This is a genomic window from Altererythrobacter chaiwopuensis (genome assembly GCF_054957755.1).
This window is the reverse complement of the sequence record NZ_JBTXJG010000001.1, coordinates 1,989,008-2,014,032: the sequence shown is the minus strand read 5'-3', so window position 1 is coordinate 2,014,032 and position 25,025 is coordinate 1,989,008. Positions and strand designations below refer to the sequence as shown.

Here is a 25,025-nt window from a genome sequence, read left to right as displayed (position 1 = left end):
CAGTCCAGCTGCGTTAGATGAGCGCGGCGAATTCCCGCACCACCGCACGGTAAACGTCGCGTTTGAACGGCACGATCATATCGGGGAGCTGCTGCGGCTCGATCCATTGCCAGGTCGCGAATTCGGGCGGGTTGTGCGCTTCCAGGTCCACATCCTCGTCATTGCCCTTGAACCGGCCCAGGAACCAATGCTGTTCCTGCCCGCGATACTTGCCGCCCCACAGCTTGCCGATCAGATCTTCGGGCAGGTCATAGCGCAGCGGCTCTTTGGTCCGGGCGATAATATCGACCAGATGTGCGCCGATCCCGGTTTCCTCCGCCAGTTCGCGCAGCGCGGCCATAGCCGTATCCTCGCCTGGATCGATCCCTCCCTGCGGCATTTGCCAGGCGCCAAGGTGCTGCGAATCGATCCGCTGGCCAACAAACACCTTCCCCTGCCGATTGGCGAGCATGAAGCCAGCACAGGGCCGGTATGGCAGCTGGCTCATTCCTGTGCCGCCAGCATCAGCTTCATTGCAGCGAACACGCGTTCGAGGTCCTTTTGGTAGCTGGGCACGGCCTGTCGCAGATTGGTGAAGCTGTGCGTTCCGCCTTTGACCTCGATGAACACATGATCGACCCCTGCATTGCTCAATGCGGCGCCATAATCGCGGCCCGAATCGCGGATCGGGTCGAGGCTGGCGGTAACCAGCACCGTTGGCGGCGTGCATGAGTGATCGCCCAGGATTGGCATGGCGCGCGGATCGCTGCGCTCGGGGGCATAGGCAGCGTCGAAATATTCGATCGATGCCTTTGTCAGGACAAATCCGTCGGCAAATTGCTCAAAACTCGCCGAACCGAAGGCATCACTGGCAAGCGGGAAAATCGGTACTTGCAGGAGCACTGGCACCGCGTCGGGCCTTGCACCGAGCAATTGCGACACCACGATCGCGGCATTGCCGCCCGCGCTATCGCCAATCGGCACGATACCGGTCGCCCCGCGTCCAAGCGCCTCAGGCGAACCGGCAATCCAGCGGGCAGCGGCCTCGCAATCCTCGATCGCGGCGGGGAAGGGGTGTTCGGGCGCGCGGCGATAGTGAGTCGCCACCACCGGCAAATCCATCTGGTGTGCAATCTCGGTGCACAAATTGTGATGTGTATCAAGATCGCCGATCACGAATCCGCCGCCGTGGAAGAAGCAGATTACCGGGCCAGGCGCGCGGTTTTCGCGGCTGTCATAAAGCCGCAGGGGAATCTCGCCCGCCGGACCAGGGCATGAAAGCTCGCGAATCACCGCCAGATCGCGGGGCGGCGCATCGGCCATTGCGTGCAGCGCGACATAGCTCTGGCGCGCCTCCTCGAGCGACATTTCAGCGAGTGTAGGTCCGCCAATTCCGGCAAGAGCCTCGATAAAGGCTTTCACATCAGGGCGGACAAATGGTGTTTTAGTCGTTTTTTCAGCGGCCATCCGGTGCGCTCTCCAGTTGTTCTTTTCGACAGGTTAGTGGCGTGTGCGGTGCATTTCTACTCGACATTTGTCATACGAAGAGAAAAACTTCATTGCGGGAGAAGGAACCGAGGAATAGGTGGCCTTTAGCAATGCACAAGCGCCCGCAATCGGGCGCGCGACAAGGAATGCACATGGCGACCCAGGCCGCTCATACGCCGCCCGAAGCGGCACTTCACCAACAACCTGATGCCGTGGTGGTCCGCTTTGCGGGCGATAGCGGCGACGGGATGCAGTTGACTGGCGGGCAATTTACGCTTTCGACCGCGCTGGCAGGCAATGATCTCGCCACTTTTCCCGATTTTCCGGCGGAGATCCGCGCGCCGCAAGGCACGCTGTTCGGCGTATCCGCGTTCCAGATCAATTTCGGCAGCCGCGAGATCGACACTGCGGGCGATGCACCCGATGTGCTGGTGGCGATGAACCCGGCGGCGCTGAAAACCAATCTTTCCGCGCTGAAGCCGGGCGGGCTGATCATTGCCGACACCGGCGAATTCACCAAGCGCAATCTCGACAAGGCGAAATACAAGGCCAACCCGCTGGAAGACGGGAGCCTGGCCAAGTATGACTTGCTGGCCTTCGATATCAGCGCGCTGACGATCGAAGCGGTCAAGCCGTTTGGGCTGGGCAACAAGGATGCGCTGCGCAGCAAGAACATGTGGACGCTGGGCTTGGCGCTGTGGATGTTCGACCGTTCGCGGGAGCCTATCCACGAGTGGTTGCGGGCAAAGTTCAAGTCAAAGCCGGATATTGCAGACGCCAATATCGCCGCGCTCGACGCCGGCCATGCCTATGGCGAGACGGCTGAGCTGTCCGGCCCGCTAAAGCAGCTGCATTTGCCGCCGGTGCCAACGGAGGCCGGGCTCTACCGCACCATAACGGGGGCGGAATCGGTTTCGCTGGGCCTCGTCGCAGGGGCACAGCTGGCCGGTCTGCCTATGTTCTTCGGCGGCTATCCGATCACGCCTGCCAGCGCGATCCTGCACCATCTTGCCCGGCTCAAGGAATACAACGTCACCACCTTCCAGGCAGAAGACGAGATCGCCGCGATCTGCGCCGCGATCGGCGCCAGCTATGCCGGCAGCCTTGGCGTAACCAGCTCATCGGGCCCCGGCATTGCGCTGAAGGGTGAGGCAATGGGCCTTGCCATCATGACCGAGCTGCCGCTGGTGATCGTCAATTCGCAGCGCGGCGGGCCGTCCACCGGCCTTCCGACCAAGACCGAGCAGAGCGATCTCTACCAGGCCGTCTATGGCCGCAATGGCGATGCGCCGATGCCGGTGATTGCTGCGTGCAGCCCCAGCGATGCGTTCGAATGCGCGATCGAGGCCTGCCGCATAGCGACCCAGTACATGACGCCGGTGATGCTGCTGACCGATGGCTATATCGCCAATGCTGCCGAGCCGTGGAAAGTGCCCGATCCGACCAGTTTCGAGCCGTTCCCCGCCAACTTCCTGGCGGAGAAGAACGGGCCTGCCAATGAGAGTGGGGATGCCACTCTGCTGCCCTACAAGCGCGACAGCAAGGGCGCGCGGCCCTGGATCAAGCCAGGCACGCCAGGCCTGATGCACCGCATTGGCGGGATCGAGAAGCAGGTCGACACCGGCCATCTCGATTATTCGCCTGACAACCACCAGGCGATGACCGATGCGCGCCAGGCGAAAGTGCTGAACATTTCGGTGCCCGATCAGGCGGTGAGCCTGGGCGAAGCGGGTGGCAAGCTGGCGGTGGTCGGCTGGGGCAGCACTTATGGGCCGATCCATCAGGCGGTGCGCCGGGCGAGGGCCAAGGGGCTGGACGTCAGCCATATCCATGTGCGCCATATCTGGCCGCTTCCCGGCAATCTGGGTGAGCTGCTCGAGAGCTATGAAAAGGTGCTGGTGCCTGAAATGAACACCGGCCAGTTCAAAACCGTGCTGCGCGACCAGTATCTGGTCGATGCACAGCCGCTCAATAAAACGAGCGGGCAACCATTCTATATCCATGAGCTAGAAGAAGCGATCGAGGAGGCTTTGGCATGAACGCTCCAACCAAGATCGAGACCACGCTCAAGGATTGGGAAACCGACCAGGAAGTGCGCTGGTGCCCCGGCTGCGGGGATTATGCGATCCTGAAGGCGGTGCAGCGCACGCTGCCGCAATTGGGCGCTGACCCTTCCAACACCTGCTTCATCAGCGGGATCGGCTGTTCCAGCCGCTTTCCCTATTACATGGAGACTTACGGTTTCCACACCATCCATGGCCGCGCACCTGCAGTTGCCACGGGGGTGAAGCTGGCCAATCCCGATCTCGACGTGTGGCTGGTGACGGGCGACGGCGACGGGCTGTCGATCGGCGGCAACCACATGCTGCATGTGCTGCGCCGCAATGTGAACATGCAGATCATGCTGTTCAACAATGAGATCTACGGTCTCACCAAGGGGCAGTATTCGCCCACCAGCCGTATCGGCACGCGCAGCCCCTCGACCCCGATTGGATCGGTGGACCGGCCCGCCAACCCTTGCGCCTTTGCGCTGGGTGCGGGCGCGCGCTTTGTCGGGCGCGGGTTTGACGTATCGAAGAACCTGCCTGACGTGCTCAAGGCCGCGCATGCCCACCAGGGCGCCGCTTTCATCGAGATCTTCCAGAACTGCATCGTCTACAACAAGGACGTGTTCAACGATTTCGCCGCGCCCAAGGGGGCGGAGGATCGCCAGCTCTGGCTCGAGAACGGGCAGCCGATGCTGTTCGACGGCGGCACCAAGGGAATTGCGCTCGACAAGGACAATCTCTGCCTCAAGGTAGTGGATGTGGCAGACGGCAATTGGGAAGCGGCGGGTGTGATCGTGCACGACGTCACCAACCGTTCGATCGCGCATATGCTGGTCGAGCTGCCGTTCGGCCCGTTCCCGATGGCGCTGGGCGTGCTCTATGACGATCCGCGCCCGACCTTCGAGATGGGCGTGGCCGGAGAACGCGAGCGTGCGACATCCGGCAAACAGGCGAACCTCGCCAAGCTGCTTGGCTCTGGCCAGACCTGGACGGTGAGCGGGACGGCGCAGGATCCGATCTGATTCCATTGCCACGCAATGGACAATATCACCCATAGCCTTGTCGGCGCGCTGATCGGGCAGGCCGGGCTCAAGCGCAAGACGGGGCTGGCGATGCCCGCGCTCATCGTGGGCGCCAACCTGCCCGATGTCGATGCGGCCTGCTTCTTCTGGCTGGAGGGGGTGGAGCACCTCGGCTTCCGCCGCGGCATCACCCATGGCCCGCCCGCGCTGGTGCTGTTGCCGCTGATCCTGGCGGGGCTGCTGTATGGTTTCGACCGCTGGCAGGCAAAGCGAGGTACGCGGCCAAAGGGGCGGCTGCCGGTGCATTTCGGCTGGCTTTACGGCCTTGCCTTCATCGGCTGCCTGACCCACCCGGCGCTCGACTGGCTCAACGTCTACGGCATCCGCCTGCTGGAGCCGTTTTCCAGCCAGTGGTTCTACGGCGATACGCTGTTCATCATCGATGTGTGGCTGTGGGCACTGATGGGCTTCGCGACGTGGTTCTCGCTGCGGCGGGAGAAAGAGGGCGGGGACTATGAGGAGCCGGCACGTTGCGCGCTTGGCATTGGCATCCTCTACATTGCCGCAAACTCAGTGGTCACCTCGCTCGTTGGCGCGATGGCATCAGGCCAGCCAGCCATTGCGAGCCCGAGGCCGGTAACTTCATGGCAACGCGAAGTGATCGAACCCTATCGCGCCGGGAAATGGCAGATTGATGGCGAAGTGGTCGGCGAGTGTGCGCTTGAGGCTGTGGTCAAAGGCGCAAAAGGCAATTCACAGGCCGAAGCCTTCCTCTTCTGGTCGCGGGCACCCTTTGCCGAACGCGCGGGGGACGGTTCAGTGATCCTCCGCGATGCCCGCTTCTACGATCCGCGCGCGCGGGGCCGGTTTTCGGTCACGCTGCCGGATGTGAAGTGTGAGGAACTTTCCGCCAATTGAGCCGTCATTGCGAGCGAAGCGAAGCAATCCAGTGCGTCTCGCACTCCGCTCTGGATTGCCGCGGCGACTGCGTCGCCTCGCAATGACGTAAGGGGGGATTGCGAGATATGAGATCATGACCAACCCCCAGATCGTCTGGCTGCGGCGCGATTTGCGCATGGCGGACAATCCCGCGCTCTATCATGCCGCGCAAGCTGGCCCGGTGATCGCGGTCTACGTGCTCGATGACGCGCGGGCCAAGGGCCATGCCTATGGCGGTGCCTCGCGCTGGTGGCTGCACCATTCGTTGAAAAGCCTTGGGCGCGCGCTGGCAGAGCGGGGCAGCCGCCTGATCCTGCGGCGCGGCGATGCGGTGGAGGAACTGGCCAAGCTAGCGTTGGAAGTGGGCGCTATCGCCGTCCACGCCAACCGCCATTACGAACCATGGTGGCGCAAGGCGCAGGGCGAGCTGGCGGAGCGGCTCGACCTCCAGCTCCACGACGCGAACTACCTGCTCCCTCCCGGCGCGGTGACGACCGGATCGGGCACGCCGTACAAGATCTACACTCCGTTTGCGAAGGCGACGCTGGAGCAACTCCCCCCGCGCGGCGAATTGCCCGAGCCGGAGACCCTGTCCGCGCCCGAGCGACGTCCCGCCAGCGAGGCGCTGGAGGACTGGAACCTCCTCCCGACCCGTCCCGACTGGGCCGGCGGGATGCGCGATTTCTGGCAGGTGGGCGAGGCGGCGGCGCACGAGAGGCTCGAGTGGTGGGCCGATCACGTCGCCGACTATGACGAAGGCCGGAACTTTCCCTCGGTCGACAAGACCAGTCAGCTTTCGCCGCACCTGCATTTCGGCGAGATCAGCCCGGTGCAGGTGTGGCATGCGCTCAAGAATAAGAGCGGGCACGGCTGGGCGACGTATGAAAAGGAGCTGATCTGGCGCGACTATGCCCAGAACGCGATCTGCCAGTTCCCTGCCTATGCGACGCAAAGCTACCGTGAGGAGTTCCATCGGCTCGAATGGCGCGATCCTGATAAAGATGAACATGCCGCCGCCGACCTCAAGGCCTGGCGGCAGGGCATGACCGGCTATCCCATCGTCGATGCCGGGATGCGCCAGCTGTGGCAGACCGGCTGGATGCACAACCGCGTGCGGATGATCGCGGCGAGCTTCCTCATCAAGCACCTGCTGATCGACTGGCGCGAGGGCGAAAAGTGGCTCTGGGACACGCTGGTCGATGCCGATTACGCCAGCAACGCCTGCAACTGGCAGTGGGTGGCGGGCAGCGGGGTTGATGCCAACATGTTCGTGCGGATCATGGCCCCGCTCAGCCAGAGCGAGAAGTTCGATGCGGCGGGCTATATACGCACCTATGTGCCCGAGCTGGGCGGGCTGGATGAACCCTTCATCCATGACCCGCCCGACGATATGCGCGGACGCTATCCGGCGAAGATCATCGGCCACAGGGAGGGGCGCGAACGCGCACTGGCGGCATACCGCAAAATGAAGGATGGCTAGGCTTGCCTGCCATGGGTTCGCCCAATAGGGTCGGGCCGAAAATGCAATAGGGGAGAGAAGAATGCGGGTTTGGGTAAGCAGCGCCGCCATCGCGCTGGCATTGGCGGGGTGTACGGCAAGCTATGTGGGCGAGGCAGGGCAGGCAGCACCCGCTGCCGATGCGGTCACCCTGGTGAGCCCGCCGCCGCGTGATCCCTCTGAATTGCAGGTGCTGTTCTGGAACGACGAGCAGCGCTCCAAACGTTTTCGCGCGATGGAGGAATGGTTCCCCGGCCACGAAATTGTGCCCGCGCCAGAGCCGCGCGTTCTGCCCGATGGCCCGCCGCTTAGTCCGGGTATCGCGGGCGACATCCGCGCCTTCATGCAAAGAACCGATGCTGCGGGCGTGATGGTCCTGCAGGACGGGAAGAAGCGCTTTGAGGCCTATCGCCTTGGCTTTGGCCCCAAACAACGCTGGACGAGCTTCTCCGTCGCCAAGAGCTTCACCTCGACATTGCTCGGGGCAGCGGTGCGGGACGGCTTTGTTGCGAGCATGGACGACCCGGTGACGCGCTATATCCCCGCGCTCAAAGGCTCGGGCTATGACGGCGTGACGGTGGAGCAGCTTGCCACCATGACCTCGGGCGTGAAGTGGAACGAGGATTACGCCGATCCAAACAGCGACGTCGCGCAAATGAACCGTTTTGTGCTCGAGTACGGGCCCGATGCGATCGTGGCGCAGATGCGCGAGCTGGAGCGCGAGGCTCCGGCCGGCGAAAAATGGGTCTACAAGACCGGTGAGACGAACCTGCTTGGAATGCTGGTTGAGAACGCCGTGGGATTGCCGATGGCCGATTACGCCAAGGACAAGATCGTTGATCCGGCGGGGTTTGCAGGCGGCATGTTCTGGATGACCGACCCGCGTGGGGGCAACATCGGCGGTTGCTGCATATCATTGCGGCTGGCCGATTATGCCCGGATGGGGCAGTTCGCGCTCGAGGGCGGCAATGGCGTGGTGCCCGAAGGATGGTTCACGAGTGCAGGAAGCGCTCTGGTAGATTTCGGCAATGGCGGTTTTGGCTATGGCTATCAGTGGTGGGCCTATCCAGGGGCGGATTATGGCGCGCAGGGGATCTTTGGCCAGGCGATAACCATTCTGCCCGAAGAGCGAATGGTGCTCGCGGTTGTCAGCAATTGGCCTGTCGCCAGCAATCCGCCGTACCGCGCAGAATGGCTGGCGCTGACAAGGAAAATCGCCGCAGCCGACTAGGTGTCAGCGGCGGCGATTATTTTAGGCAATAATCTGGCGGCACCGGCCTAGCTGGCGCTGCGGTACATGCCCGTGTTCGCGTAACGTTGCATGATGTTGTCATGCACGATCGGGCTCAGCAGTTCGCTAAATGCGCAGCCGACAATGCAATTGTCCCACCAGACGACCTGTGCCTGAAGCGATTCGAGCCCGGGCAGGGTCAGCCAGCAAATCTGGCCTTCGTGCATGCGGTTGATCGAAGCGGCCGAAAAGCCGGATATCGAAAGGTCATGCACCACACTCTGAAAGGCGCGGCCACCCGACGCGCGCAGCGTTGCGGGAATGGTGAGTTTGGTGCGGGGCGCGCAGCGATCTTCCTGCGCTGCGAGATGGTAGCGATCTTGCGTCGTTTGCATCACGAAATTCCTCAATCAGCGTATCTGACCTGACCCCGGCAGAATGCAACGAACCCGCACCTTGCGGCGCATTCCTGGCGTCAGGCTTCACACACGTTGACCGATCGCGGTTACCAAGCCGTTTCGGGGCATGGTTACCGGGCCTTTAACACCTGGTTTTTCAGTAATTTCAGTGCTCTATGCGTTCACGATGCGCGGTCGGGAAGTCGCTTTGCAGCAATGACAGCAGATGCGCCGCGACGTCTTCCGGCGGCTTGACCGTTTCGGGATCTTCACCCGGATAAGCCTTGGCGCGCATGGCAGTTCGAGTGGCGCCTGGATCAATGATAGCGATACGGATTTTCGAAATCTTTTCAACTTCCTGTGCGTAACAGCTCAGAAGATTATCGAACGCTGCCTTGGTCGATCCATAAGCGCCCCAATAAGCCCGGGGCGCGGCGCCAACGCTGCTGGTAAGGCCAATGACACGCGCGGCATCTGCGCGTTTCAGCATCGGGTCGAATGCCGCCAGCAGCGCCTGGGTCGCCAGGACATTGAGGTTGAGTGCCTGGTTGAACTGCTTGGCGTCAATCTGCGTCATCGGCGTCAGGGTGGGCAGATAGGCAGCGGCAAGCACCATGATATCAAGCTTGTCCCACCGCCCGGAGATGGCAGAGGCAAGGCGTCCGATCGAATCGGGTTCGGTCAGGTCAAGCGGGGCAATGGTTGATGTGCCGCCATCCTCATGGATCGCATCCTCAACCTCTTCCAGCGCTTTGACGTCACGCCCGACCAGAACGACATGCGCGCCTTGCGCGGCCAGCCCCCTGGCCACAGCAGCGCCGATACCCTTGCTTGCGCCGGTGACAAGCGCAAGCTTGCCGTCGAAAACCTTGCTGGTTGCCATCGGTCAAGCCGCCTTGTGATCTGGGAACGAGAGCTGCGCCGCTTCACTTTCGCTGGCGGCCCGGTCGGTCAGCGAAGTGGGGTAATCACCGGTGAAGCAGGCGTCGCAGAATTGCGGACAACCATTGTCGCGGCGCTTCGCGCCCACTGCCCGGTAAAGCCCATCGATCGAAACGAAGGCGAGGCTGTCCGCCTTGATGAATTCGCGCATTGGCTCGAGGTCCATCCGCGCCGCCAGCAACTTGCTGCGCTCGGGGGTATCGACACCATAGAAACAGCTGTGGGCAGTGGGCGGGCTGGCCACCCGGAAATGCACCTCGCTTGCGCCAGCCTCGCGCATCATCTCGACAATTTTCATCGAGGTGGTTCCGCGCACGATCGAATCGTCAATCAGGACAATCCGCTTGCCCTGCACAAGACCGCGATTGGCATTATGCTTTCGCTTGACGCCTGAATGCCGTGCGCCGTCGGATGGCTGGATGAAAGTGCGCCCGACATAATGCGAGCGGATTATGCCAAGCTCGAACGGTACGCCCGATTGCTGGGCATATCCAATCGCTGCGGGAACTCCGCTGTCGGGCACAGGAACCACGAAATCGGCCTCTACCGGGCTTTCGATTGCAAGCTGTTTGCCGATCGCCTTGCGGGCTTCGTAGACCGTATGGCCTGCGAATATCGAATCGGGCCTGCTGAAATAAACGTGCTCGAAAATGCAGGGGCGCGGGCTGTGCCGCCCGAACGGATGCAGCGAGTGGATCGCGCCATCAAGATCCACCCGGATCAGCTCGCCCGCCTCAACCTCGCGCACGAACTCTGCGCCTACCACGTCAAACGCAACTGTTTCGCTGGCGAACACGACTGCATCGCCCATCCGGCCCATCACCAAGGGGCGAATGCCCAGCGGATCGCGGCACGCCATCATGCCCTCTGGCGTCATCACCACCAGCGCATAGGCACCCTCCACCAGTCTCAGCGCATCGATCAGGCGATCGACCATCGTCGGATAACGGCTGGTGGCGACGAGGTGGATGATCACTTCCGTGTCGGAGGTCGACTGGAAGATTGCGCCGTTCTGTACCAGTTCGCTGCGCAGCTTCTGCGCGTTGGAGATATTGCCATTGTGCGATACCGCAAAGCCGCCGCTGGCAAGATCGGCATAGAGCGGCTGTACATTGCGCAGCCCGGCACCCCCTGTTGTCGAATAACGCACATGACCGGCCGCCATCGAGCCAGGCAATTCGGCGATCGCTCCGGGCGAGGAGAAATTCTCCGCCACATGGCCAAGGCCGCGGCGGGAATAGAATTCCCTGCCATCGAAGCTTGTGATTCCGGCGGCTTCCTGCCCGCGGTGCTGCAATGCGTGCAGCCCCAGCGCGGTTAGCGCAGCCGCATCCGTCGCGTTGATCGCGCCAAAGACGCCGCATTCCTCACGCAGCTTGTCTCCATCTACGTCGAGGAAAGGGTGAGTCCAATTCATCGCCCTGGTCATCTTAAACGCCTGCCTGCTGAAGCGTGCCCTGTCTGTGGGCGGGTCAATGGCGATGTTACGGCCCGATTACAAGCCCGATCTCCGGTACGCAGCCTGCCCCGCCACAAGCTTTTGCTAGGGAAAGTACGGTCCCGCTCCATTGCGTGCTGCGCGCCATGCCCCTAAATCCCCCATTCATCGCTTCTGACACAATGATCGGGCCATCGTGATCCTGTCTCCCTTTGAACGCATGATTGCCAAACGCTACCTCTTGCCGGGCAAGGGGGAGGCGTTCATCGCGCTCGTTGCCGGGATCGGTGTGGGCGTGGTGATGCTCAGCGTCGCCATGTTGCTCGTGGTGATGAGCGTGATGAACGGATTTCGCGCCGAACTGCTCGACAAGATTGTGGGCATCAACGGCCATGCAATCGTGCAGGCATACGGCGGGCGGCTCGACAATTGGGAAGAGGTGCTTTCCGATGTGAAGTCGACGCCCGGGGTCGTCGATGCCTCTCCGCTGATCGAACAGCCGCTGCTGGTCACATTCAACGGACGGGTCGAGGGCATATTCGTGCGCGGCCAGACCCAGAAAGACCTTGCGGGCCTGGCAGACCGCGTGCTGCTGGGCAATATGTCCGAATTGCAGCCCGATGCGGGCAATGTGGCGATTGGATCACGCCTGGCGCAGAATATCGGGGCGCGGGTGGGCGACACGATTACCATCATCAACCCGCAAGGCAGGGCGACGCCGTTCGGCACGTCGATGCGCCAGGTCGGCTATCAGGTTTCAGCGATCTTCGAGGTCGGTATCTACGACTATGACGCGAAATTCGTGATGATGCCGATGAGCGATGCACAAACCCTGCTGTTGATGGGCGATTCGGTTGGCATGATCGAAGTGACTGTGGACGATCCTGACAAAGTGGGTGAAATTCTGTCTCCGGTTCAGGAAAAGCTTGCCGGGCGGGCGGTGATAGCAGACTGGAAGACCATGAACGCAACCCTGTTCGAAGCCTTGCAAGTCGAACGAGTGGCAATGTTTTTTGCATTGAGTTTCATGGTATTGGTTGCGGCTTTTAATATCCTTTCAAGTCTGGTCATGCTGGTTCGCGCCAAGACGCGCGATATTGCGATCATGCGCACCATGGGGGCGACGCGGCGCAGCCTGACCAAGATTTTCGTGACCACCGGCTTCACCGTTGGCGCGCTTGGCACCGTATCAGGCCTCGTGCTGGGATTCGTCGTGCTTTACTTCCGCGAAAACATTGTGACCTTCATTGCCTGGGCTACGGGGCAGGAGATCTGGAATCCCGAAGTACGGTTCCTTTCCACCTTGCCATCGCGCACCGATCCAATCGAAGTTGCCGGCATCATTGCACTGGCGCTGGTGCTGAGCTTCCTTGCTACGCTTTATCCTGCGATCAAGGCCGCCAGCACCGATCCGGTCGAGGTGTTGCGTTATGAATGAAACTTCGACCCGCCCGGTAGTGCGGTTGCGCGGGCTGAAACGCAGCTTTCAACAGGGCGATGTGACCATCGAAGTGCTGCGCGGGGTTGATCTCGATGTTATGCCGGGTGAAATTGTCGCGCTGCTTGGTCCGTCAGGAACCGGCAAATCCACCATGCTCCAAGCGGTTGGCTTGCTGGAGGGCGGCTTCGAGGGCTCGATCGAAATCGCGGGCGAGGATGCGGGCAGCATGCCTACCGACGAGCGTACGCGGGTGCGGCGCGAACGCCTGGGGTTTGTGTATCAGTTCCATCACCTGCTCCCCGATTTCAGCGCGCGCGAGAATGTCGTGATGCCGCAGATGATTGCCGGCGTGCCGCGTGCCGATGCCAATGCCCGCGCCGAGCATCTGCTTGTCGCGTTGGGCTTAGGCCACCGGATGGATCACCGCCCGAGCCAGCTTTCGGGCGGCGAGCAGCAGCGGGTGGCGGTGGCACGGGCGCTGGCCAACCGCCCGATGCTGGTGCTGGCTGACGAACCGACCGGCAATCTTGACGAACACACGTCCGAACGGGTTCTTGCGCAATTCCTTGAGCTGGTGCGCGATGAGGGCAGCGCGGCTTTGGTGGCGACCCACAACGAAAGGCTGGCCGCCAAGATGGACCGCGTGGTGCAATTGCATGAGGGTGTGCTCGAATAACAAATTTCGCAGAACGCCGTGCCCCGTTGATGGATGCGAGTTTGACGGCCGGCTCTCCGCGTAGTTCCTGACCGGGGACATTGGGGGAGAAATGCGATGATAGTCATTCTGGGCGCACTTGCGCTGTTACAGGCCGATCCTGCCGGCGCGCCGCCAGCACCAGTTCCTTCTCCGGCCCCACCAGCTTGCGACAGCGAACAGCACGCCGCTTTCGACTTCTGGGTGGGCGAGTGGGACGTATATCCCAACCGCGACGGCGCAGACAAAGTTGCCGACAGCAGGATCGAACGGCTCTATGCTGGCTGCGCGGTGCGCGAGAACTGGATGCCGCTGAACGGAACGGGCGGCGGCAGTCTCAACGGCTATGAACCATCGACCGGCCAGTGGCACCAGTTCTGGATCGGGTCATCGCCGGGCCGGGTCGAGTTCGTCGGCGGGCCTGCGAATGGCGCGATGGTGCTGACCGGCTATTGGCGCGACTTCGGTGGGCCGGGCAAGCATGCGCTGGTACGGCAGACTTTCACCGCAATCGACAGCAATACGGTTCGCCAGCATGGTGAGGCCTCGACGGATCAGGGTCTGACGTGGCAGACACGCTATGACTTCATCTACCGCCGCAAGGAAGGACCGGACCAATGACCAGCATCGCCGATTTCACCGTTACCACCAATCGCGGCGAAGAACTGAACCTGGCCGAAAAGAAGGGCAAGGTGCTGCTGGTGGTCAACACCGCCAGCAAATGCGGCTTCACCCCGCAATATGACGGGCTGGAAAAGGTGTTCCAGAAATACAAGGATCAGGGCTTCGAGGTGCTGGGGTTCCCCTGCAACCAGTTCGGCAATCAGGAGCCGGGGGATGCCGATGAAATCCAGGAGTTCTGCAAACTCAATTTCGGGGTGACATTCCCGCTGATGCAGAAGATCGACGTCAATGGGCCAGATGCATCGCCGCTTTATGGCTGGATGAAGGGCGAAGCGAAGGGCTTGCTGGGCTCGACCGCGATCAAGTGGAACTTCACCAAATTCCTGATCGATCGTGAAGGCAATGTGGTGCGGCGTTATGCGCCGACCGATACGCCCGATCGAATTGCCAAGGATATCGAGAAGCTGCTGTGACCGCGCTTCGTCATTGCGAGAGTAGCGAAGCAATCGAGTTCTGAATTTGGATTGCCGCGTCGGCCTATTGGCCTCCTCGCAATGACGATTAGGGGATAGGCTACCTTCGAAGCTTGGCGAATCCGGCCGTGGTACGCATAGTACCCCCATGGCCTTTGCTCCCTTTGTCCCACTGCGTGTCCAGTCTTCCTATTCGATGCTCGAGGGGGCGATCGATCCCAAGGCGATTGCCAAGCTTGCCAGGGAACGCGGCTTTCCCGCCATCGCGATTTGCGACCGCAACGGGCTTTATGGCGCGGTGGCTTTTGGCAGCGCATGCCTGGGTGAGGGTGTGCAGCCGATCATTGGCACATTGCTTGGCGTGGCGCGGGACGAAGAAGGCCGTCAGGTCGATTTCCTGCCGCTCTACGCACAGGACGAAGCTGGCTATGACAATCTCTGCCACCTTGTCTCCAGGGCTCACCTCAACCGTCCGCTGGAATTCGAACCACATGTCCAGCTGGCTGACCTTGAGGGACATACTGCGGGGCTGATCGCGCTCACCGGTGCGGGTGAGGGCGCATTGACACGCCTGTTGGCCGAAGGGCAGCAGAGCCATGCCGAGGCGCTGATTGACCGGTTGGAAGCCCTGTTTCCGCAGCGGCTTTATATCGAGCTGGCGCGGCATGGCGATCCGGTTTGCGCTGCGGCGGAGGAAGCGCTGATCGATCTGGCTTATGCCCGAAATCTGCCGCTGGTTGCGACCAACCCGGCGCAATATGCGGAGCCGCATTTCCACAAGGCGCACGATGCCATGCTGTGCATCGCCAATTCGAGCCATATCGATGCCGAGGATCGCCCGCATACCAATCGCGATGCCTGGGTCAAATCGGCTCCGATGATGGAGGAATTGTTCGCCGACCTGCCCGAGGCGACCGCCAACACGCTGGTCATCGCGCAGCGCTGCGCCGTTTTGCCGCCCGATCGCAAGCCGATCCTGCCCAGCCTTGCGGGCGATCTTGAAGGCGAAGCGAGAATGCTGGCCGAGGATGCGCGCAAGGGGCTGGAGGCCCGGCTCGAGCCCTATGGCGAACTGTCTGATGCGGAGCGCAAGACCTATTTCGACCGGTTGGACTATGAAGTCGAGATCATCGTCAACATGGGTTTCCCGGGGTATTTCCTGATCGTTGCCGACTTCATCAAATGGGCCAAGGATAACGGGATTCCGGTGGGGCCGGGGCGCGGATCGGGCGCAGGCTCGCTGGTCGCATGGGCGCTGACCATCACCGATCTCGATCCGATCCGGCTGGGGTTGCTGTTCGAGCGCTTTCTGAACCCAGAGCGCGTCTCAATGCCGGATTTCGATATCGATTTCTGCGAAACGCGGCGCGGCGAAGTGATCCGCTACGTGCAGGAACGCTATGGTCACGACAGGGTCGCGCAGATCATCACCTTCGGCAAGATGAAAGCGCGTGCGGTTCTGCGCGATTGCGGGCGCATCCTGCAGATGAGCTATGGCCATGTCGACCGGCTGTGCAAGATGGTGCCCAACCACCCGACCGATCCATGGACCTTGCCGCGCGCGCTTAACGGCGCGGCTGATTTTCGCCGCGAATACGACAATGACGGTGAGGTAAAGACGCTGGTCGATCTTGCGCTGCAGCTCGAAGGGCTGCCGCGCAACAGCTCTACCCATGCTGCCGGTGTGGTGATTGGCGATCGGCCGCTGTCACAGCTGGTACCGCTTTACCGCGATCCGCGTTCTGACATGCCGGTGACGCAGCTTGACATGAAATATGTCGAAAGCTCGGGCCTGGTGAAGTTCGATTTCCTCGGTCTCAAGACGCTCTCGGTACTGCGCAAGGCAGTGGACCTGCTGGCCAAACGCGGGGTCGAGATCGACATTGGGGCGCTCGAATGGGATGATCCAGCGGTCTACGGCCTGCTGCAATCGGGCAATACCGTGGGTGTGTTCCAGTTGGAATCGGAGGGTATGCGGCGCACGCTGACAGCAGTGAAGCCGACCAAGTTCGAAGACATCATCGCGCTCGTCTCGCTCTATCGCCCCGGCCCGATGGACAACATCCCGCTGTTCGGCAAGCGCAAGTCGGGCGAAGTGCCGATTGAATATCCGCATCCGAGCCTCAAGGGCATTCTCGAAGAGACTTACGGCATTTTCGTCTATCAGGAACAGGTGATGCAGGCGGCGCAGATCCTGGCGGGCTACTCGCTAGGCGAAGCGGACCTGCTGCGCCGCGCGATGGGCAAGAAAGTGCAGGCCGAAATGGACGCGCAGCGCCAGCGCTTCATCGACGGCTGCGCCACGGTTTCGAGCATACCGGCGGGCGAAGCAAACACGCTGTTTGACTTGATCGACAAATTCGCGGGCTATGGCTTCAACAAGTCACACGCTGCCGCCTATGCGCTGCTCGCCTACCAGACTGCCTGGCTCAAGGCGCATTACCCCGAAGAATTCTACGCGGCCTCGATGTGTTTCGACATGCACCAGTCGGAAAAGCTCGCCGTATTTGTCGACGATGCGCGGCGCTATCCCGGCGCGCATGGCGGTGTGGAGGTGCTGCCTCCTTGTATCAACCATTCGGAATCGCGCTTTACGGTGGAACAGACCGATCGCGGCTACGGTGTGCGCTATGCGCTGGCCGGCATCCGCAATGTCGGCGACAAGGCGATGGAAGCCGTGGTGGCCGAGCGTGAAAATGCAGGCCCGTTTACCAGCCTCAAGGACCTGTTCGAACGCATGCCCAAGGGGGCGATGAATTCGCGTCAGCTCGAAGGGCTGATCTGCGCGGGAGCGCTCGATTGCCTGGATGACAACCGTGCGAAATTATTCGCAAATGCCGATATGCTGCTGGCGGTGGCGGATGCGGCGGAGCGCGAGCGATCCAGCGGGCAGGCCGCATTGTTCGGCGGCGAAGATGCCTCGGAAGAGAGCCTGCACCTTGTGGATACCCCGCGATGGTCGCGCATCGAGCAGATGGCGAAGGAGCGCGAAAATTTCGGCTTCTATTTCGCCGCCCATCCGGTGCAGCAATATTGGCACCTTGCCTCGGCCAATGGTGCGCGCAGTTATCAAAGCATCATGGAAGCCGGTGCGCCCGCTGGGGGCCGCGCACCTGCGGTTATGGCGGCGATGGTTGAAGGTTTCAGCAAGGGCCGCACCAAGCGCGGGGCAGAATTCATCCGCGGGGATTTCTCCGATGCGTCGGGCCAGTTTTCAGCGGCCTGCTTCGAAGAGAGCCTGGTGCCCCAGTTCGAGCGTTGGGCGGCCGAGGCCACCTGCCTGCTGCTGCAGGTAGAGCTGGATTCTCCCAATCCCAGCGAGCCGCCGCGCATTACCGTGCGAGGGGCCCGCCCGCTTGACGAGGTGAAGGGCGGTACGCGGATGATGCTGACGCTTGACGTGCTCAGCCGCGAGGCGCTGGCCGATCTGCGGCTTGAACTGGCGCCGGGGGATGAGGGGCAGGGCGAGGCCATTGCAAGGCTGCTGATTAGCCAGGAAGAATTTGCCAGTGTCCGGTTGGGGCATCACTTTGCGCTGGATGGCGAACTGGCAGAGCGGCTCACGGCGATCGAGGGCATCGAAAACGTCCAGCTTCAGCCTGTGCGGGGCCGTGCGAACCTGCGGCTGGTCGCATGATAAGCGAACAGATCGCCGATCTTACCGACAAGGAGAAGGAAGTGCTGCGCCTGCTTTTGGCAGGCCACGATGCCAAGTCGAGTGCAATCGAGCTCGATATTTCGGTCCATACCGTCAATGACCGCCTGCGCAATGCACGCCGCAAATTGGGTGTGTCGAGCAGCCGTGAGGCCGCAAGAATTTTGGGAGATGCTGAGGAAGCGACCCCGCAATATCCTGCACACACATCTTTCGGGATACCCATATCGGGTGCTGAGACAGACAATGCAGACCTCACCAATCAACAGCCGCGTGGACCATTTGGCCTCACGTGGTTTGCAGGAGGAATGCTTATCATGTCTGTTTTGATCGCAGCCGCCATTGTCGGCGTCGTTTACCTTGGGGATGGCGGCACGACTGCGTCGCATCCACCGGCCCAAGCGGGCAGCGAAACGGCTGCAAAAGCCAGCGCGGATGATCCCGTTGCGCTTGGCCGCGCGGAAGAATTCCTGAAATACGTCGATGCCGGCGATTGGCAAGGTAGCTGGGAAACTGCAGGAGCTTACTTCCAGTCACAGGCCAGCGCCGAGGAATGGGCCAGCGTTGTCGATCCGGTGCGCACACCGCTGGGCAAGGTGGTTGAACGACGGCTCACCACGGTCCAGCGCGCGAGCACAGTGCCCGGCGCACCTGAAGGTGATTACCAGTTCCTGCAATTCCAGACCGAGTTTACCGGTCGCGAAGGGATTGTAGTGGAAACGGTGGTGATGTTGTGGGGGCAAGATGGCTGGGAGGTCGTCGGATATTTCGTCAACAGCCATGCAAACTCGCCGCAATAAGCAACCATAAGTCTATGGACTTGGGGGCGGAGCGATCTGCCCCCTTTTTCAGTTTGCCAGCCGCATTTTTGAGTGATTGCCAAGCGCGGCAACCCTCGGCATGAGGGGGAAATATCGATCGGTAGGAGGAGAGAGAACCGATGCTCGGAGCCATGCAGGATTGGACCATGCGCATTACCCACGTGATCGATCACGCGGCGCGCGAAGCGGGTACACGCGAGATCGTGACCCGGTGGGCCGATGGCAGCGAGACGCGCACGAACTGGGCTGGCATCCGGCGTGACGCGCTCAAGATGGCTCAGGCGCTCCAGGCGATGGGTATCAAAAAGGGCGATCGCGTCGCCAGCCTGGCAATGAACCATTCGCGGCATCTGGTCAGCTGGTATGGCGTTGCGGGCATGGGCGGGGTGCTCCACACGGTGAATCCGCGCCTGTTCGACGATCAGCTCGAATATATCGTCAACCACGCCGAAGACCGGGTGCTGTGCTATGACGCGGCATTCCAGCCTATCGTTGACCGGATGCGGTCCCGCTGGACCACGGTCGAGCACTATATCTGTTACGATTCGGGCGAACATTCGCCAGCCTTCGAAGACTGGATCGGCGAGCAGGACGGCGGTTTCGAATGGGTTACGGGCAGTGAAACCGATCCCTGCATGATCTGCTATACCTCGGGAACCACCGGCAATCCCAAGGGTGTGCAGTACGAACATCGTTCAACCATGATGCACGCCATGGCGGGGTTGCAGCCCGCCGCGTTCAACTTCAGCAGTTCCTCGGTAATGCTGCCGGTGGTGCCGATGTTCCACGCTGCGAGCTGGGGCCTGCCCTATGCCGGCGCGATGGCAGGGATCAAGTTCGTATTTTCCGCAGTCAACGATCCGGCGGTGCTGCATGAGCTGATGATCCGCGAAGGTGTAACCGAGAGCGCGGGCGTGCCCACAGTCTGGCTGGCGCATTTCCAGTATTGCGACAGGGAAGGCATCGAACTGCCCCCCTTGAGGGCCGCGACCATCGGGGGCTCGGCTTGCCCGAAGTTCATGATCGAGCGACTGATGAAGAACGGCACGCGCGTGCAGCACGCATGGGGCATGACCGAAACTTCGCCGATTGGCACGGTTGGCGGGCCAACCTGGGATTGGGATCAACTCAGCTTCGAAGAGAAAGTCGCAAAGACCGCGATGCAGGGGCGCCCGATCTTCGGTGTAGAGTTGCGCACTGTGGATCTTGACGACATGATGACCGAGCTGCCGCGCGATGGCAAATCGTCAGGCGCGCTGCAAATCCGCGGGCCGTGGATCATCAAGCGCTATTTCAAGGCCGAGAAGGACGCGGCGAACAACGAAGGCTGGTTTGACACGGGTGACGTGGGCATCCTCCACCCGGATGGCACGTTGCAACTCACCGACCGGACCAAGGACGTGATCAAATCCGGCGGCGAATGGATCAGCTCGGTCGAGCTCGAAAACGCGGCAATGGGCCATCCCGATATTGCGGAGGCGGCCGCGGTAGGCATGTACCACCCGAAGTGGGACGAGCGCCCGGTGCTGTTCGTGGTCAAGAAGGAGGGTGCCAATTTGACCGCTCAGGATGTGCTCGATTTCCTCACTGACAAGATCGCCAAATGGTGGTTGCCCGATGCGGTCGAATTCATCGACGAGATCCCGCACACCGCAACCGGCAAGATCAGCAAGAAGAATTTGCGGGACCAGTTCGCGGACTACAAGCTGGAGGTATAAGCGTGAGCGAAATCTATATCGATCCTTCGCCAGCCAATTTCGCAGCGTTCAAGGCCCTGCCGCGCGATGAGCCGATCCACATGCTCAACCTGCTGCTTTATCGCGAGCTTGCCGAATATCCCGAAGGGCATGAGCACCACGGCAATGGCTGGAGCGGGCGGCGGGCCTATGAGGAATATGGCAAGACCAGCGGCCCGATCTTCCGCCGGGTGGGCGGCAGCATCGTGTGGCGCGGCGCGTTCCAGACGATGGTGACCGGGCCGACCGACAAGCAATGGCATGATGGCTTTATCGCGCAATATCCCCATGCCGGGGCCTTTTTCGAAATGATCAAGGACCCTGAATACCAGCTCGCCGTCGTAAACCGCACCGCTGCCTTGGTCGATAGCCGCCTGATCCGCTTCAAGCCGGGAGAAGCGGGCGGGGGGTTTGGTTGAGAATCCTCGCTTTTTGGGGCTCGCTTCTCGTACTTACCGCTTGCGGTGATAGCCGAGAACTCAGTTATGTCCCGCCTCAGCTTGGGACGATCAAAGAGGATGTTGTCCGCTGCATGCAAGACGTTCAATGGACGCATGCCGAGCGCTCGGAGCATTGCGTCCTGGCAGCGGAAGCATACCTTGGATCGGCTCGAAAGGAGTGCGAGGCGAGCCAATCAGTCGATTGTCTTAGTTACGAGCTTGTTCGAACCGACATCTACAGTGGGTACAGGGCTGCGATCATTCAAAGTCTTCTTGAGCACGGGTCGAGCAAGGAGATGGCGGCAATAGCAGGCAAAGGATTATGGCACCTCACCTATTTGGACGGCGAAGCGATGCGGGCCTTGTTCGAGCAATGCCTCACTGCGGAAGAGCGCGAACTCAAGGCAGCCGGACTAGTAAAGGTGCGCGAGGTTGTTGACCGCCCACTCGCAGAAGGACAGCGATGCTTCCGCAAGGATTACCCTGAATTTCGGACGAAGAAAGCAGTGGTTTCCTAAAGCAGCCGCAACTGCCCGCCGACTTCCGGCGGTATGAACTGCGAACAACCGAGCTCTAACTCGGGATTGTCGATGCCGTAACGCGCCCGCGCCTTGTGAAAGCGGGCGCGGAACAGTTCGGCCCACACACCATGCGGCTTCATCCGTTCGAAGAAGCGTCCGTCATTGTCCTTCCCGCCGCGCATCGACTGGACAATGTGCATCACCTTGCCTGCACGATCCGGGTAGTGCACTTCGAGCCATTCGCGAAACAGCGGGGCGACCTCATGCGGCAGGCGCAGCATGATCCAGCTGGCCGAGCGCACACCGCGCACTGCTGCTTCCTCCAAAATGCGCTCCATGAACTCATCGGTGATGGCCGGGATGATCGGCGCGACCGAAACATGCGCCGGGACGCCCGCTTCGACCAATTTTTCCAATGCTGCAAGCCGCTTGGCAGGTGAAGCAGCGCGCGGTTCGAGCTTGCCCGATAGCTTTGCATCAAGGCTGGTTACCGAGATTGCCACCGCCACCAGCTTGTGCCGCGCCATCTCTGCCAGAAGGTCCAGATCATCCAGCACGCGGTCAGACTTGGTAGTGATCGTTACCGGGTGGCGTGTTTCCAGGCACACTTCCAGCACCTGCCGCGTGATCCGGTAGCGCCGCTCGATCGGTTGGTAGGGATCTGTATTGGTGCCCATGGCGATCGGGGCAGGGCGGTATTTGGGTTTCGCCAGCGTTTCGCGCAACAATTCCGCCGCATCAGGCTTGGCAAACAGCCGCGTCTCGAAGTCCAGCCCCGGCGAAAGGTCATGAAAGGCATGTGTCGGGCGGGCATAGCAATAGACGCAGCCATGCTCGCACCCGCGATAGGCGTTGATCGAGCGGTCAAACGGAATGTCGGGCGAACGATTGAAGCTGATAATAGTCCTGGGGTGTTCCTCGGCCACCGCGGTGCGCAGTTTCACCGGCTGGCCATCGACATTTTCCAACGCGTCACGCCAGTCGGCGTCCACCTCACGTTCGGCGAGGCCGAAACGCGTGGGAGTCGAGGCAGACTGCGCCCCGCGACCACGCGCTATCTTTCTGTTCTCGGCCAACATGGTCCAGAACATATATAGAACAAAGCCGTTGTGGAAGCGTTTATTGCGCTTTAAGTCGTGGTGCCAGCTTGATCGGCTTGCATCACCTAGTTCGAACGGGTCAGCCGCACCCCGCTGGGGCCGCCGCTTTCAGGGAACGCCGGCCACATGCCTTGTGCCAGCGCCAGGCGGCTTGCCGAAGGGGCGCCCGACTGCCGCTCATACATCCAGTAATTGCGCATTACGATGTTCACATATTCGCGCGTTTCCCAATAGGGGATGCTCTCCATATAAAGCAGCGGATCGCCCTGGTCGCGGACTTCGCTATTCCAGCGAGTGACCGGCGTGAGACCTGCGTTGTAGGCGGCCATGATCTTGGGCAGCAGCCCTTGGGTTGCGCGGCTGTCGCGCAGCATCTCGAGATTGCGTTGACCGAAAGCTAGGTTGACCTCGGGATCATTGAGATTGACGTAGCTGGCGTTCATTTCCAGCCGCGGCGCGTGCTGCTGCACGGTAATCGGCGTGATCTGCATGAGGCCGCGGGCGTTGGCCGGGCTTACCGCCTTGGTTTGGAAATTCGATTCCTGCAGCGCATGGGCGAAGGCAAGCGCCGGATCTACCTGCCAACCCTTGGTGGGCAGCCAGCGCGCGGTGGGATAGCGAAGCGCGGGCAGCGGCTGCGCCCCGCGCGGCGCATTGTGTGCCATCCACAATTGGGTCTGTGGCAGGCCAAGCTCGCGGGCGAGGCGGGAAAGCGCGACGAATTCGGCTGGGTTGCCAATTCTTGCCTGATGCCGCAGCACCTCGTCGGCAAGATCGTCCCGTCCGATCTCCAACAAGCCCACGGCCACACGCACGTTGTTTATGCCGCGCAGCTGCTGCCATTCTGACGGAGCAAAGTCAGCATCGGCATAGGCGGCGGGTACATCCTGGCCCAGCTGCTCCAGCGCCAGCATACCGTAAAGCGTTTCGTCCTGGCGAGAAGCGGCGCGAAGATGATCGGCAGCTTGCGCAGGTTGACGGCACCTTGTCAGCGCCCGCGCGGCCCAGAAATGAGCAGCCGTGGTCAACTCGGCATTGGTCGAGATTTCGGCAGCGCGGGCAAAGCCGCGCGCGGAAGTGGTGCAATCGCCAAGCCGCCATGCGGCCAGGCCTACCACCCACTCACCCTCTGCAACCCAGGCGCCGCTGCCTTCAGCGACGGTTTGCGCTATAGCAAGCGCCGCCGCGTCGCGGTTTTCAATGTAATAGCTCCAGGCAACCCGCTGCCGCCATTCGGCGCGGGCAGCGGGGCTAAGCATGGCATCGATTCCGTCAAGCAGCAGGCGTGCACCATCGGGATCGTCATTGACGATGCGCTGGAGGATCTCTTTGGAGATCTCCTCTGGCATGGTGCCATCGTCAACGCTGCGGGGGCGCAAGCGCTTCGAGGCATAGGGCTGGCGCACGAAGGTCTGCTCTTGCGGCAGAGGAGGCACGAATTCGAGCCCGCGCTTGAGGCCAAGGCGGCCGAGTTGTTCAGCCTGCGGCAGGTTTGTGCCCAACCCGAACCAGGCCGTAATCTGTTCGGCAGATACGCGCGGGCTGTTGGCATGGGTGTAATATTCGGCCAGCGCTACCTGATGCAGCAGGCCGGGTTCACGGTCGTCGAGCAGATCATCGACCTTGGTCCAGTTCTCTTGCGCGATCGCGGTAAAGATATCGCGGTAATATTGCTGGTCAGGCTCGCTCAGGACTTGCGGTACGTTCTTGCTTTGGGCGCGGGCGCGGAAATATTCCGCTGCGCTGTTGGCGTTGGCGGAGGCTGGCACAGCACTTAGCACGGCTAAGCCGCTCACGATGGAGATTCCCAGTGCTATCAGCTTTGTGGCTTTCATTACGCCGGTCTGCCTGTCCAATCGAGCCATCTGCGCCAGAAGCGGGCCTTTAGCCGGGGCATTGCCATCATGGCATCGAGCCCTTCTGCCGCCAGCATCGGCACGCTGAAGCCTTCATGGTTAATATTTTGTAAAGAGGCAGGCTCTTGCGCTGCATTGTGCCCCAAAAGCGGCAGGGTGTTGGTGCCGAGCGCGAGAACGGCCTGCGGTGCAGCCAGTTTGATATGATGTTGTAATACTTTACTGAATCCCTGCAAGGCCAACGCAGGGCCATCTGCCATCGGAGTATGCCGGGGCAGCACGGAGGCGAGGTAAACCTCATCTGCGCGCAACTGCATCGCCTCCAGCATCTTGGCCAGCAGGTTTCCGAGTGTTCCCGACAGCAGGGTTTCGCTGTCCCCTTGTTCGGGATCCATCACCAGCACCATCAGCCGCGCACCCGCTGAACCGCGCGGCGGCACGCGGCCGCGTGGGCCGATCGTGTCGAGCATTGGCTCGCTGAGCCACCATTCGCGGAAACTCGCGAGATCGGAAGGCGGATTAGTGCCCAGTAAATCGCTTTCCTGAATCGCCAGTGGCGGGGCGGCACGCGGCTCTGGCGACATTGGCGGGGGAGCAGGCTTTTCGGCCTCCAATACCGCTGCAGCTGCCAACCAGTCCGTAGCGTCAGCGGCATAGTCGCAATCAACGCCCGCTTCGCGC

21 protein-coding genes are annotated in these 25,025 nt (G+C 61.4%); 13 read left to right on the top strand and 8 right to left on the bottom strand.

Translation table 11 applies throughout. From position 1 onward, the window contains the following. Nucleotides 1-13: 13 nt before the first annotated feature. Together ACX2DJ_RS09920 and ACX2DJ_RS09915 are read right to left on the bottom strand one after the other, a co-directional pair. Nucleotides 14-487: an RNA pyrophosphohydrolase gene (locus ACX2DJ_RS09920; protein ID WP_462572355.1), complete on the bottom strand. Its 474-nt coding sequence runs from the start codon at nucleotides 485-487 to the stop codon at nucleotides 14-16. Next, nucleotides 484-1,446, bottom strand: a complete 963-nt coding sequence (locus ACX2DJ_RS09915) for an alpha/beta hydrolase (protein WP_462572354.1) — start codon at nucleotides 1,444-1,446, stop codon at nucleotides 484-486. Before ACX2DJ_RS09915 ends, ACX2DJ_RS09920 begins: the two co-directional genes overlap by 4 nt. A 173-nt stretch (nucleotides 1,447-1,619) precedes the next feature. Between ACX2DJ_RS09915 and ACX2DJ_RS09910 the strand changes: the two genes are divergently transcribed. From ACX2DJ_RS09910 to ACX2DJ_RS09890, 5 genes are all read left to right on the top strand, one after another. Continuing rightward, the gene (locus tag ACX2DJ_RS09910) at nucleotides 1,620-3,506 is read left to right on the top strand and encodes a 2-oxoacid:acceptor oxidoreductase subunit alpha (protein WP_462572353.1); all 1,887 of its coding nucleotides are present in this window, start codon (nucleotides 1,620-1,622) and stop codon (nucleotides 3,504-3,506) included. Beyond that, on the top strand, nucleotides 3,503-4,537 hold the full coding sequence (locus ACX2DJ_RS09905) for a 2-oxoacid:ferredoxin oxidoreductase subunit beta (protein WP_462572352.1): 1,035 nt from the start codon (nucleotides 3,503-3,505) through the stop codon (nucleotides 4,535-4,537). The genes ACX2DJ_RS09910 and ACX2DJ_RS09905 overlap by 4 nt, the downstream gene beginning before the upstream one ends. Nucleotides 4,538-4,552: 15 nt before the next feature. Continuing rightward, the gene (locus tag ACX2DJ_RS09900; RefSeq protein WP_462572351.1) at nucleotides 4,553-5,455 is read left to right on the top strand and encodes a metal-dependent hydrolase; all 903 of its coding nucleotides are present in this window, start codon (nucleotides 4,553-4,555) and stop codon (nucleotides 5,453-5,455) included. Between the two features lie 115 nt (nucleotides 5,456-5,570). After that, on the top strand, nucleotides 5,571-6,956 hold the full coding sequence (locus tag ACX2DJ_RS09895; RefSeq protein ID WP_462572350.1) for a cryptochrome/photolyase family protein: 1,386 nt from the start codon (nucleotides 5,571-5,573) through the stop codon (nucleotides 6,954-6,956). 61 nt (nucleotides 6,957-7,017) lie between these two features. Next, nucleotides 7,018-8,205, top strand: coding sequence for a serine hydrolase domain-containing protein (locus ACX2DJ_RS09890; RefSeq protein ID WP_462572349.1), 1,188 nt, complete (start codon nucleotides 7,018-7,020; stop codon nucleotides 8,203-8,205). A gap of 47 nt (nucleotides 8,206-8,252) precedes the next feature. Here ACX2DJ_RS09890 and ACX2DJ_RS09885 read toward each other — a convergent pair whose 3' ends face one another. From ACX2DJ_RS09885 to purF, 3 genes are all read right to left on the bottom strand, one after another. Then, the gene (locus ACX2DJ_RS09885; protein WP_462572348.1) at nucleotides 8,253-8,600 is read right to left on the bottom strand and encodes a PilZ domain-containing protein; all 348 of its coding nucleotides are present in this window, start codon (nucleotides 8,598-8,600) and stop codon (nucleotides 8,253-8,255) included. A 169-nt stretch (nucleotides 8,601-8,769) separates the two neighbouring features. Then, nucleotides 8,770-9,486, bottom strand: coding sequence for an SDR family NAD(P)-dependent oxidoreductase (locus ACX2DJ_RS09880; protein WP_462572347.1), 717 nt, complete (start codon nucleotides 9,484-9,486; stop codon nucleotides 8,770-8,772). Nucleotides 9,487-9,489: 3 nt separating this feature from the next. Continuing rightward, entirely contained in the window at nucleotides 9,490-10,962 is a 1,473-nt protein-coding gene (purF, locus tag ACX2DJ_RS09875; protein ID WP_462572585.1) for an amidophosphoribosyltransferase, read from the bottom strand. Nucleotides 10,963-11,179: 217 nt separating this feature from the next. Here purF and ACX2DJ_RS09870 point away from each other — a divergent pair, with 217 nt between their 5' ends. The 8 genes from ACX2DJ_RS09870 (at nucleotide 11,180) to ACX2DJ_RS09835 (ending at nucleotide 20,846) form a co-directional block, all read left to right on the top strand. Continuing rightward, a complete protein-coding gene (locus ACX2DJ_RS09870; RefSeq protein WP_462572346.1) occupies nucleotides 11,180-12,421 on the top strand; it encodes a lipoprotein-releasing ABC transporter permease subunit in 1,242 nt (413 codons plus the stop codon). Beyond that, nucleotides 12,414-13,100 carry an ABC transporter ATP-binding protein gene (locus ACX2DJ_RS09865; RefSeq protein ID WP_462572345.1) on the top strand — a complete coding sequence of 229 codons (687 nt, stop codon included), beginning with the start codon at nucleotides 12,414-12,416 and terminating at the stop codon, nucleotides 13,098-13,100. The genes ACX2DJ_RS09870 and ACX2DJ_RS09865 overlap by 8 nt, the downstream gene beginning before the upstream one ends. A 96-nt stretch (nucleotides 13,101-13,196) precedes the next feature. Continuing rightward, a complete protein-coding gene (locus ACX2DJ_RS09860; protein WP_462572344.1) occupies nucleotides 13,197-13,739 on the top strand; it encodes a hypothetical protein in 543 nt (180 codons plus the stop codon). After that, the gene (locus ACX2DJ_RS09855) at nucleotides 13,736-14,215 is read left to right on the top strand and encodes a glutathione peroxidase (RefSeq protein WP_462572343.1); all 480 of its coding nucleotides are present in this window, start codon (nucleotides 13,736-13,738) and stop codon (nucleotides 14,213-14,215) included. The genes ACX2DJ_RS09860 and ACX2DJ_RS09855 overlap by 4 nt, the downstream gene beginning before the upstream one ends. Before the next feature lie 148 nt (nucleotides 14,216-14,363). Next, entirely contained in the window at nucleotides 14,364-17,852 is a 3,489-nt protein-coding gene (gene dnaE / locus ACX2DJ_RS09850) for a DNA polymerase III subunit alpha (RefSeq protein WP_462572341.1), read from the top strand. After that, nucleotides 17,849-18,670, top strand: coding sequence for a DUF4019 domain-containing protein (locus tag ACX2DJ_RS09845; RefSeq protein WP_462572339.1), 822 nt, complete (start codon nucleotides 17,849-17,851; stop codon nucleotides 18,668-18,670). Before dnaE ends, ACX2DJ_RS09845 begins: the two co-directional genes overlap by 4 nt. Nucleotides 18,671-18,810: 140 nt before the next feature. After that, nucleotides 18,811-20,409 (top strand): long-chain fatty acid--CoA ligase, encoded by a 1,599-nt coding sequence (locus tag ACX2DJ_RS09840; protein ID WP_462572338.1) that lies wholly within the window; start codon nucleotides 18,811-18,813, stop codon nucleotides 20,407-20,409. A gap of 2 nt (nucleotides 20,410-20,411) precedes the next feature. Next, nucleotides 20,412-20,846, top strand: a complete 435-nt coding sequence (locus tag ACX2DJ_RS09835; protein WP_462572337.1) for a DUF1330 domain-containing protein — start codon at nucleotides 20,412-20,414, stop codon at nucleotides 20,844-20,846. A gap of 535 nt (nucleotides 20,847-21,381) precedes the next feature. Here the strand turns inward: ACX2DJ_RS09835 and ACX2DJ_RS09830 are convergent. From ACX2DJ_RS09830 to ACX2DJ_RS09820, 3 genes are all read right to left on the bottom strand, one after another. Next, complete coding sequence (locus tag ACX2DJ_RS09830) at nucleotides 21,382-22,467, bottom strand: PA0069 family radical SAM protein (protein WP_462572336.1); 1,086 nt, start codon at nucleotides 22,465-22,467, stop codon at nucleotides 21,382-21,384. Nucleotides 22,468-22,553: 86 nt separating this feature from the next. Next, nucleotides 22,554-24,323: a lytic transglycosylase domain-containing protein gene (locus tag ACX2DJ_RS09825; RefSeq protein ID WP_462572335.1), complete on the bottom strand. Its 1,770-nt coding sequence runs from the start codon at nucleotides 24,321-24,323 to the stop codon at nucleotides 22,554-22,556. Further along, nucleotides 24,323-24,976 carry a uracil-DNA glycosylase family protein gene (locus ACX2DJ_RS09820; protein WP_462572334.1) on the bottom strand — a complete coding sequence of 218 codons (654 nt, stop codon included), beginning with the start codon at nucleotides 24,974-24,976 and terminating at the stop codon, nucleotides 24,323-24,325. Before ACX2DJ_RS09820 ends, ACX2DJ_RS09825 begins: the two co-directional genes overlap by 1 nt. Nucleotides 24,977-25,025: the final 49 nt, after the last annotated feature.

Bases quoted from the DNA above. Each gene is read 5' to 3' on its own strand.
- ACX2DJ_RS09855 (WP_462572343.1), top strand. From the start codon at position 13,736: ATGACCAGCATCGCCGATTTCACCGTTACCACCAATCGCGGCGAAGAA.
- ACX2DJ_RS09825 (WP_462572335.1), bottom strand. From the start codon at position 24,323: ATGAAAGCCACAAAGCTGATAGCACTGGGAATCTCCATCGTGAGCGGC.
- ACX2DJ_RS09880 (WP_462572347.1), bottom strand. From the start codon at position 9,486: ATGGCAACCAGCAAGGTTTTCGACGGCAAGCTTGCGCTTGTCACCGGC.
- ACX2DJ_RS09900 (WP_462572351.1), top strand. From the start codon at position 4,553: ATGGACAATATCACCCATAGCCTTGTCGGCGCGCTGATCGGGCAGGCC.
- ACX2DJ_RS09890 (WP_462572349.1), top strand. From the start codon at position 7,018: ATGCGGGTTTGGGTAAGCAGCGCCGCCATCGCGCTGGCATTGGCGGGG.
- ACX2DJ_RS09865 (WP_462572345.1), top strand. From the start codon at position 12,414: ATGAATGAAACTTCGACCCGCCCGGTAGTGCGGTTGCGCGGGCTGAAA.
- ACX2DJ_RS09915 (WP_462572354.1), bottom strand. From the start codon at position 1,446: ATGGCCGCTGAAAAAACGACTAAAACACCATTTGTCCGCCCTGATGTG.
- ACX2DJ_RS09885 (WP_462572348.1), bottom strand. From the start codon at position 8,600: ATGCAAACGACGCAAGATCGCTACCATCTCGCAGCGCAGGAAGATCGC.
- ACX2DJ_RS09830 (WP_462572336.1), bottom strand. From the start codon at position 22,467: ATGTTGGCCGAGAACAGAAAGATAGCGCGTGGTCGCGGGGCGCAGTCT.
- ACX2DJ_RS09895 (WP_462572350.1), top strand. From the start codon at position 5,571: ATGACCAACCCCCAGATCGTCTGGCTGCGGCGCGATTTGCGCATGGCG.
- ACX2DJ_RS09860 (WP_462572344.1), top strand. From the start codon at position 13,197: ATGATAGTCATTCTGGGCGCACTTGCGCTGTTACAGGCCGATCCTGCC.
- ACX2DJ_RS09920 (WP_462572355.1), bottom strand. From the start codon at position 487: ATGAGCCAGCTGCCATACCGGCCCTGTGCTGGCTTCATGCTCGCCAAT.
- ACX2DJ_RS09840 (WP_462572338.1), top strand. From the start codon at position 18,811: ATGCTCGGAGCCATGCAGGATTGGACCATGCGCATTACCCACGTGATC.
- ACX2DJ_RS09905 (WP_462572352.1), top strand. From the start codon at position 3,503: ATGAACGCTCCAACCAAGATCGAGACCACGCTCAAGGATTGGGAAACC.
- ACX2DJ_RS09845 (WP_462572339.1), top strand. From the start codon at position 17,849: ATGATAAGCGAACAGATCGCCGATCTTACCGACAAGGAGAAGGAAGTG.
- dnaE (WP_462572341.1), top strand. From the start codon at position 14,364: ATGGCCTTTGCTCCCTTTGTCCCACTGCGTGTCCAGTCTTCCTATTCG.
- purF (WP_462572585.1), bottom strand. From the start codon at position 10,962: ATGAATTGGACTCACCCTTTCCTCGACGTAGATGGAGACAAGCTGCGT.
- ACX2DJ_RS09910 (WP_462572353.1), top strand. From the start codon at position 1,620: ATGGCGACCCAGGCCGCTCATACGCCGCCCGAAGCGGCACTTCACCAA.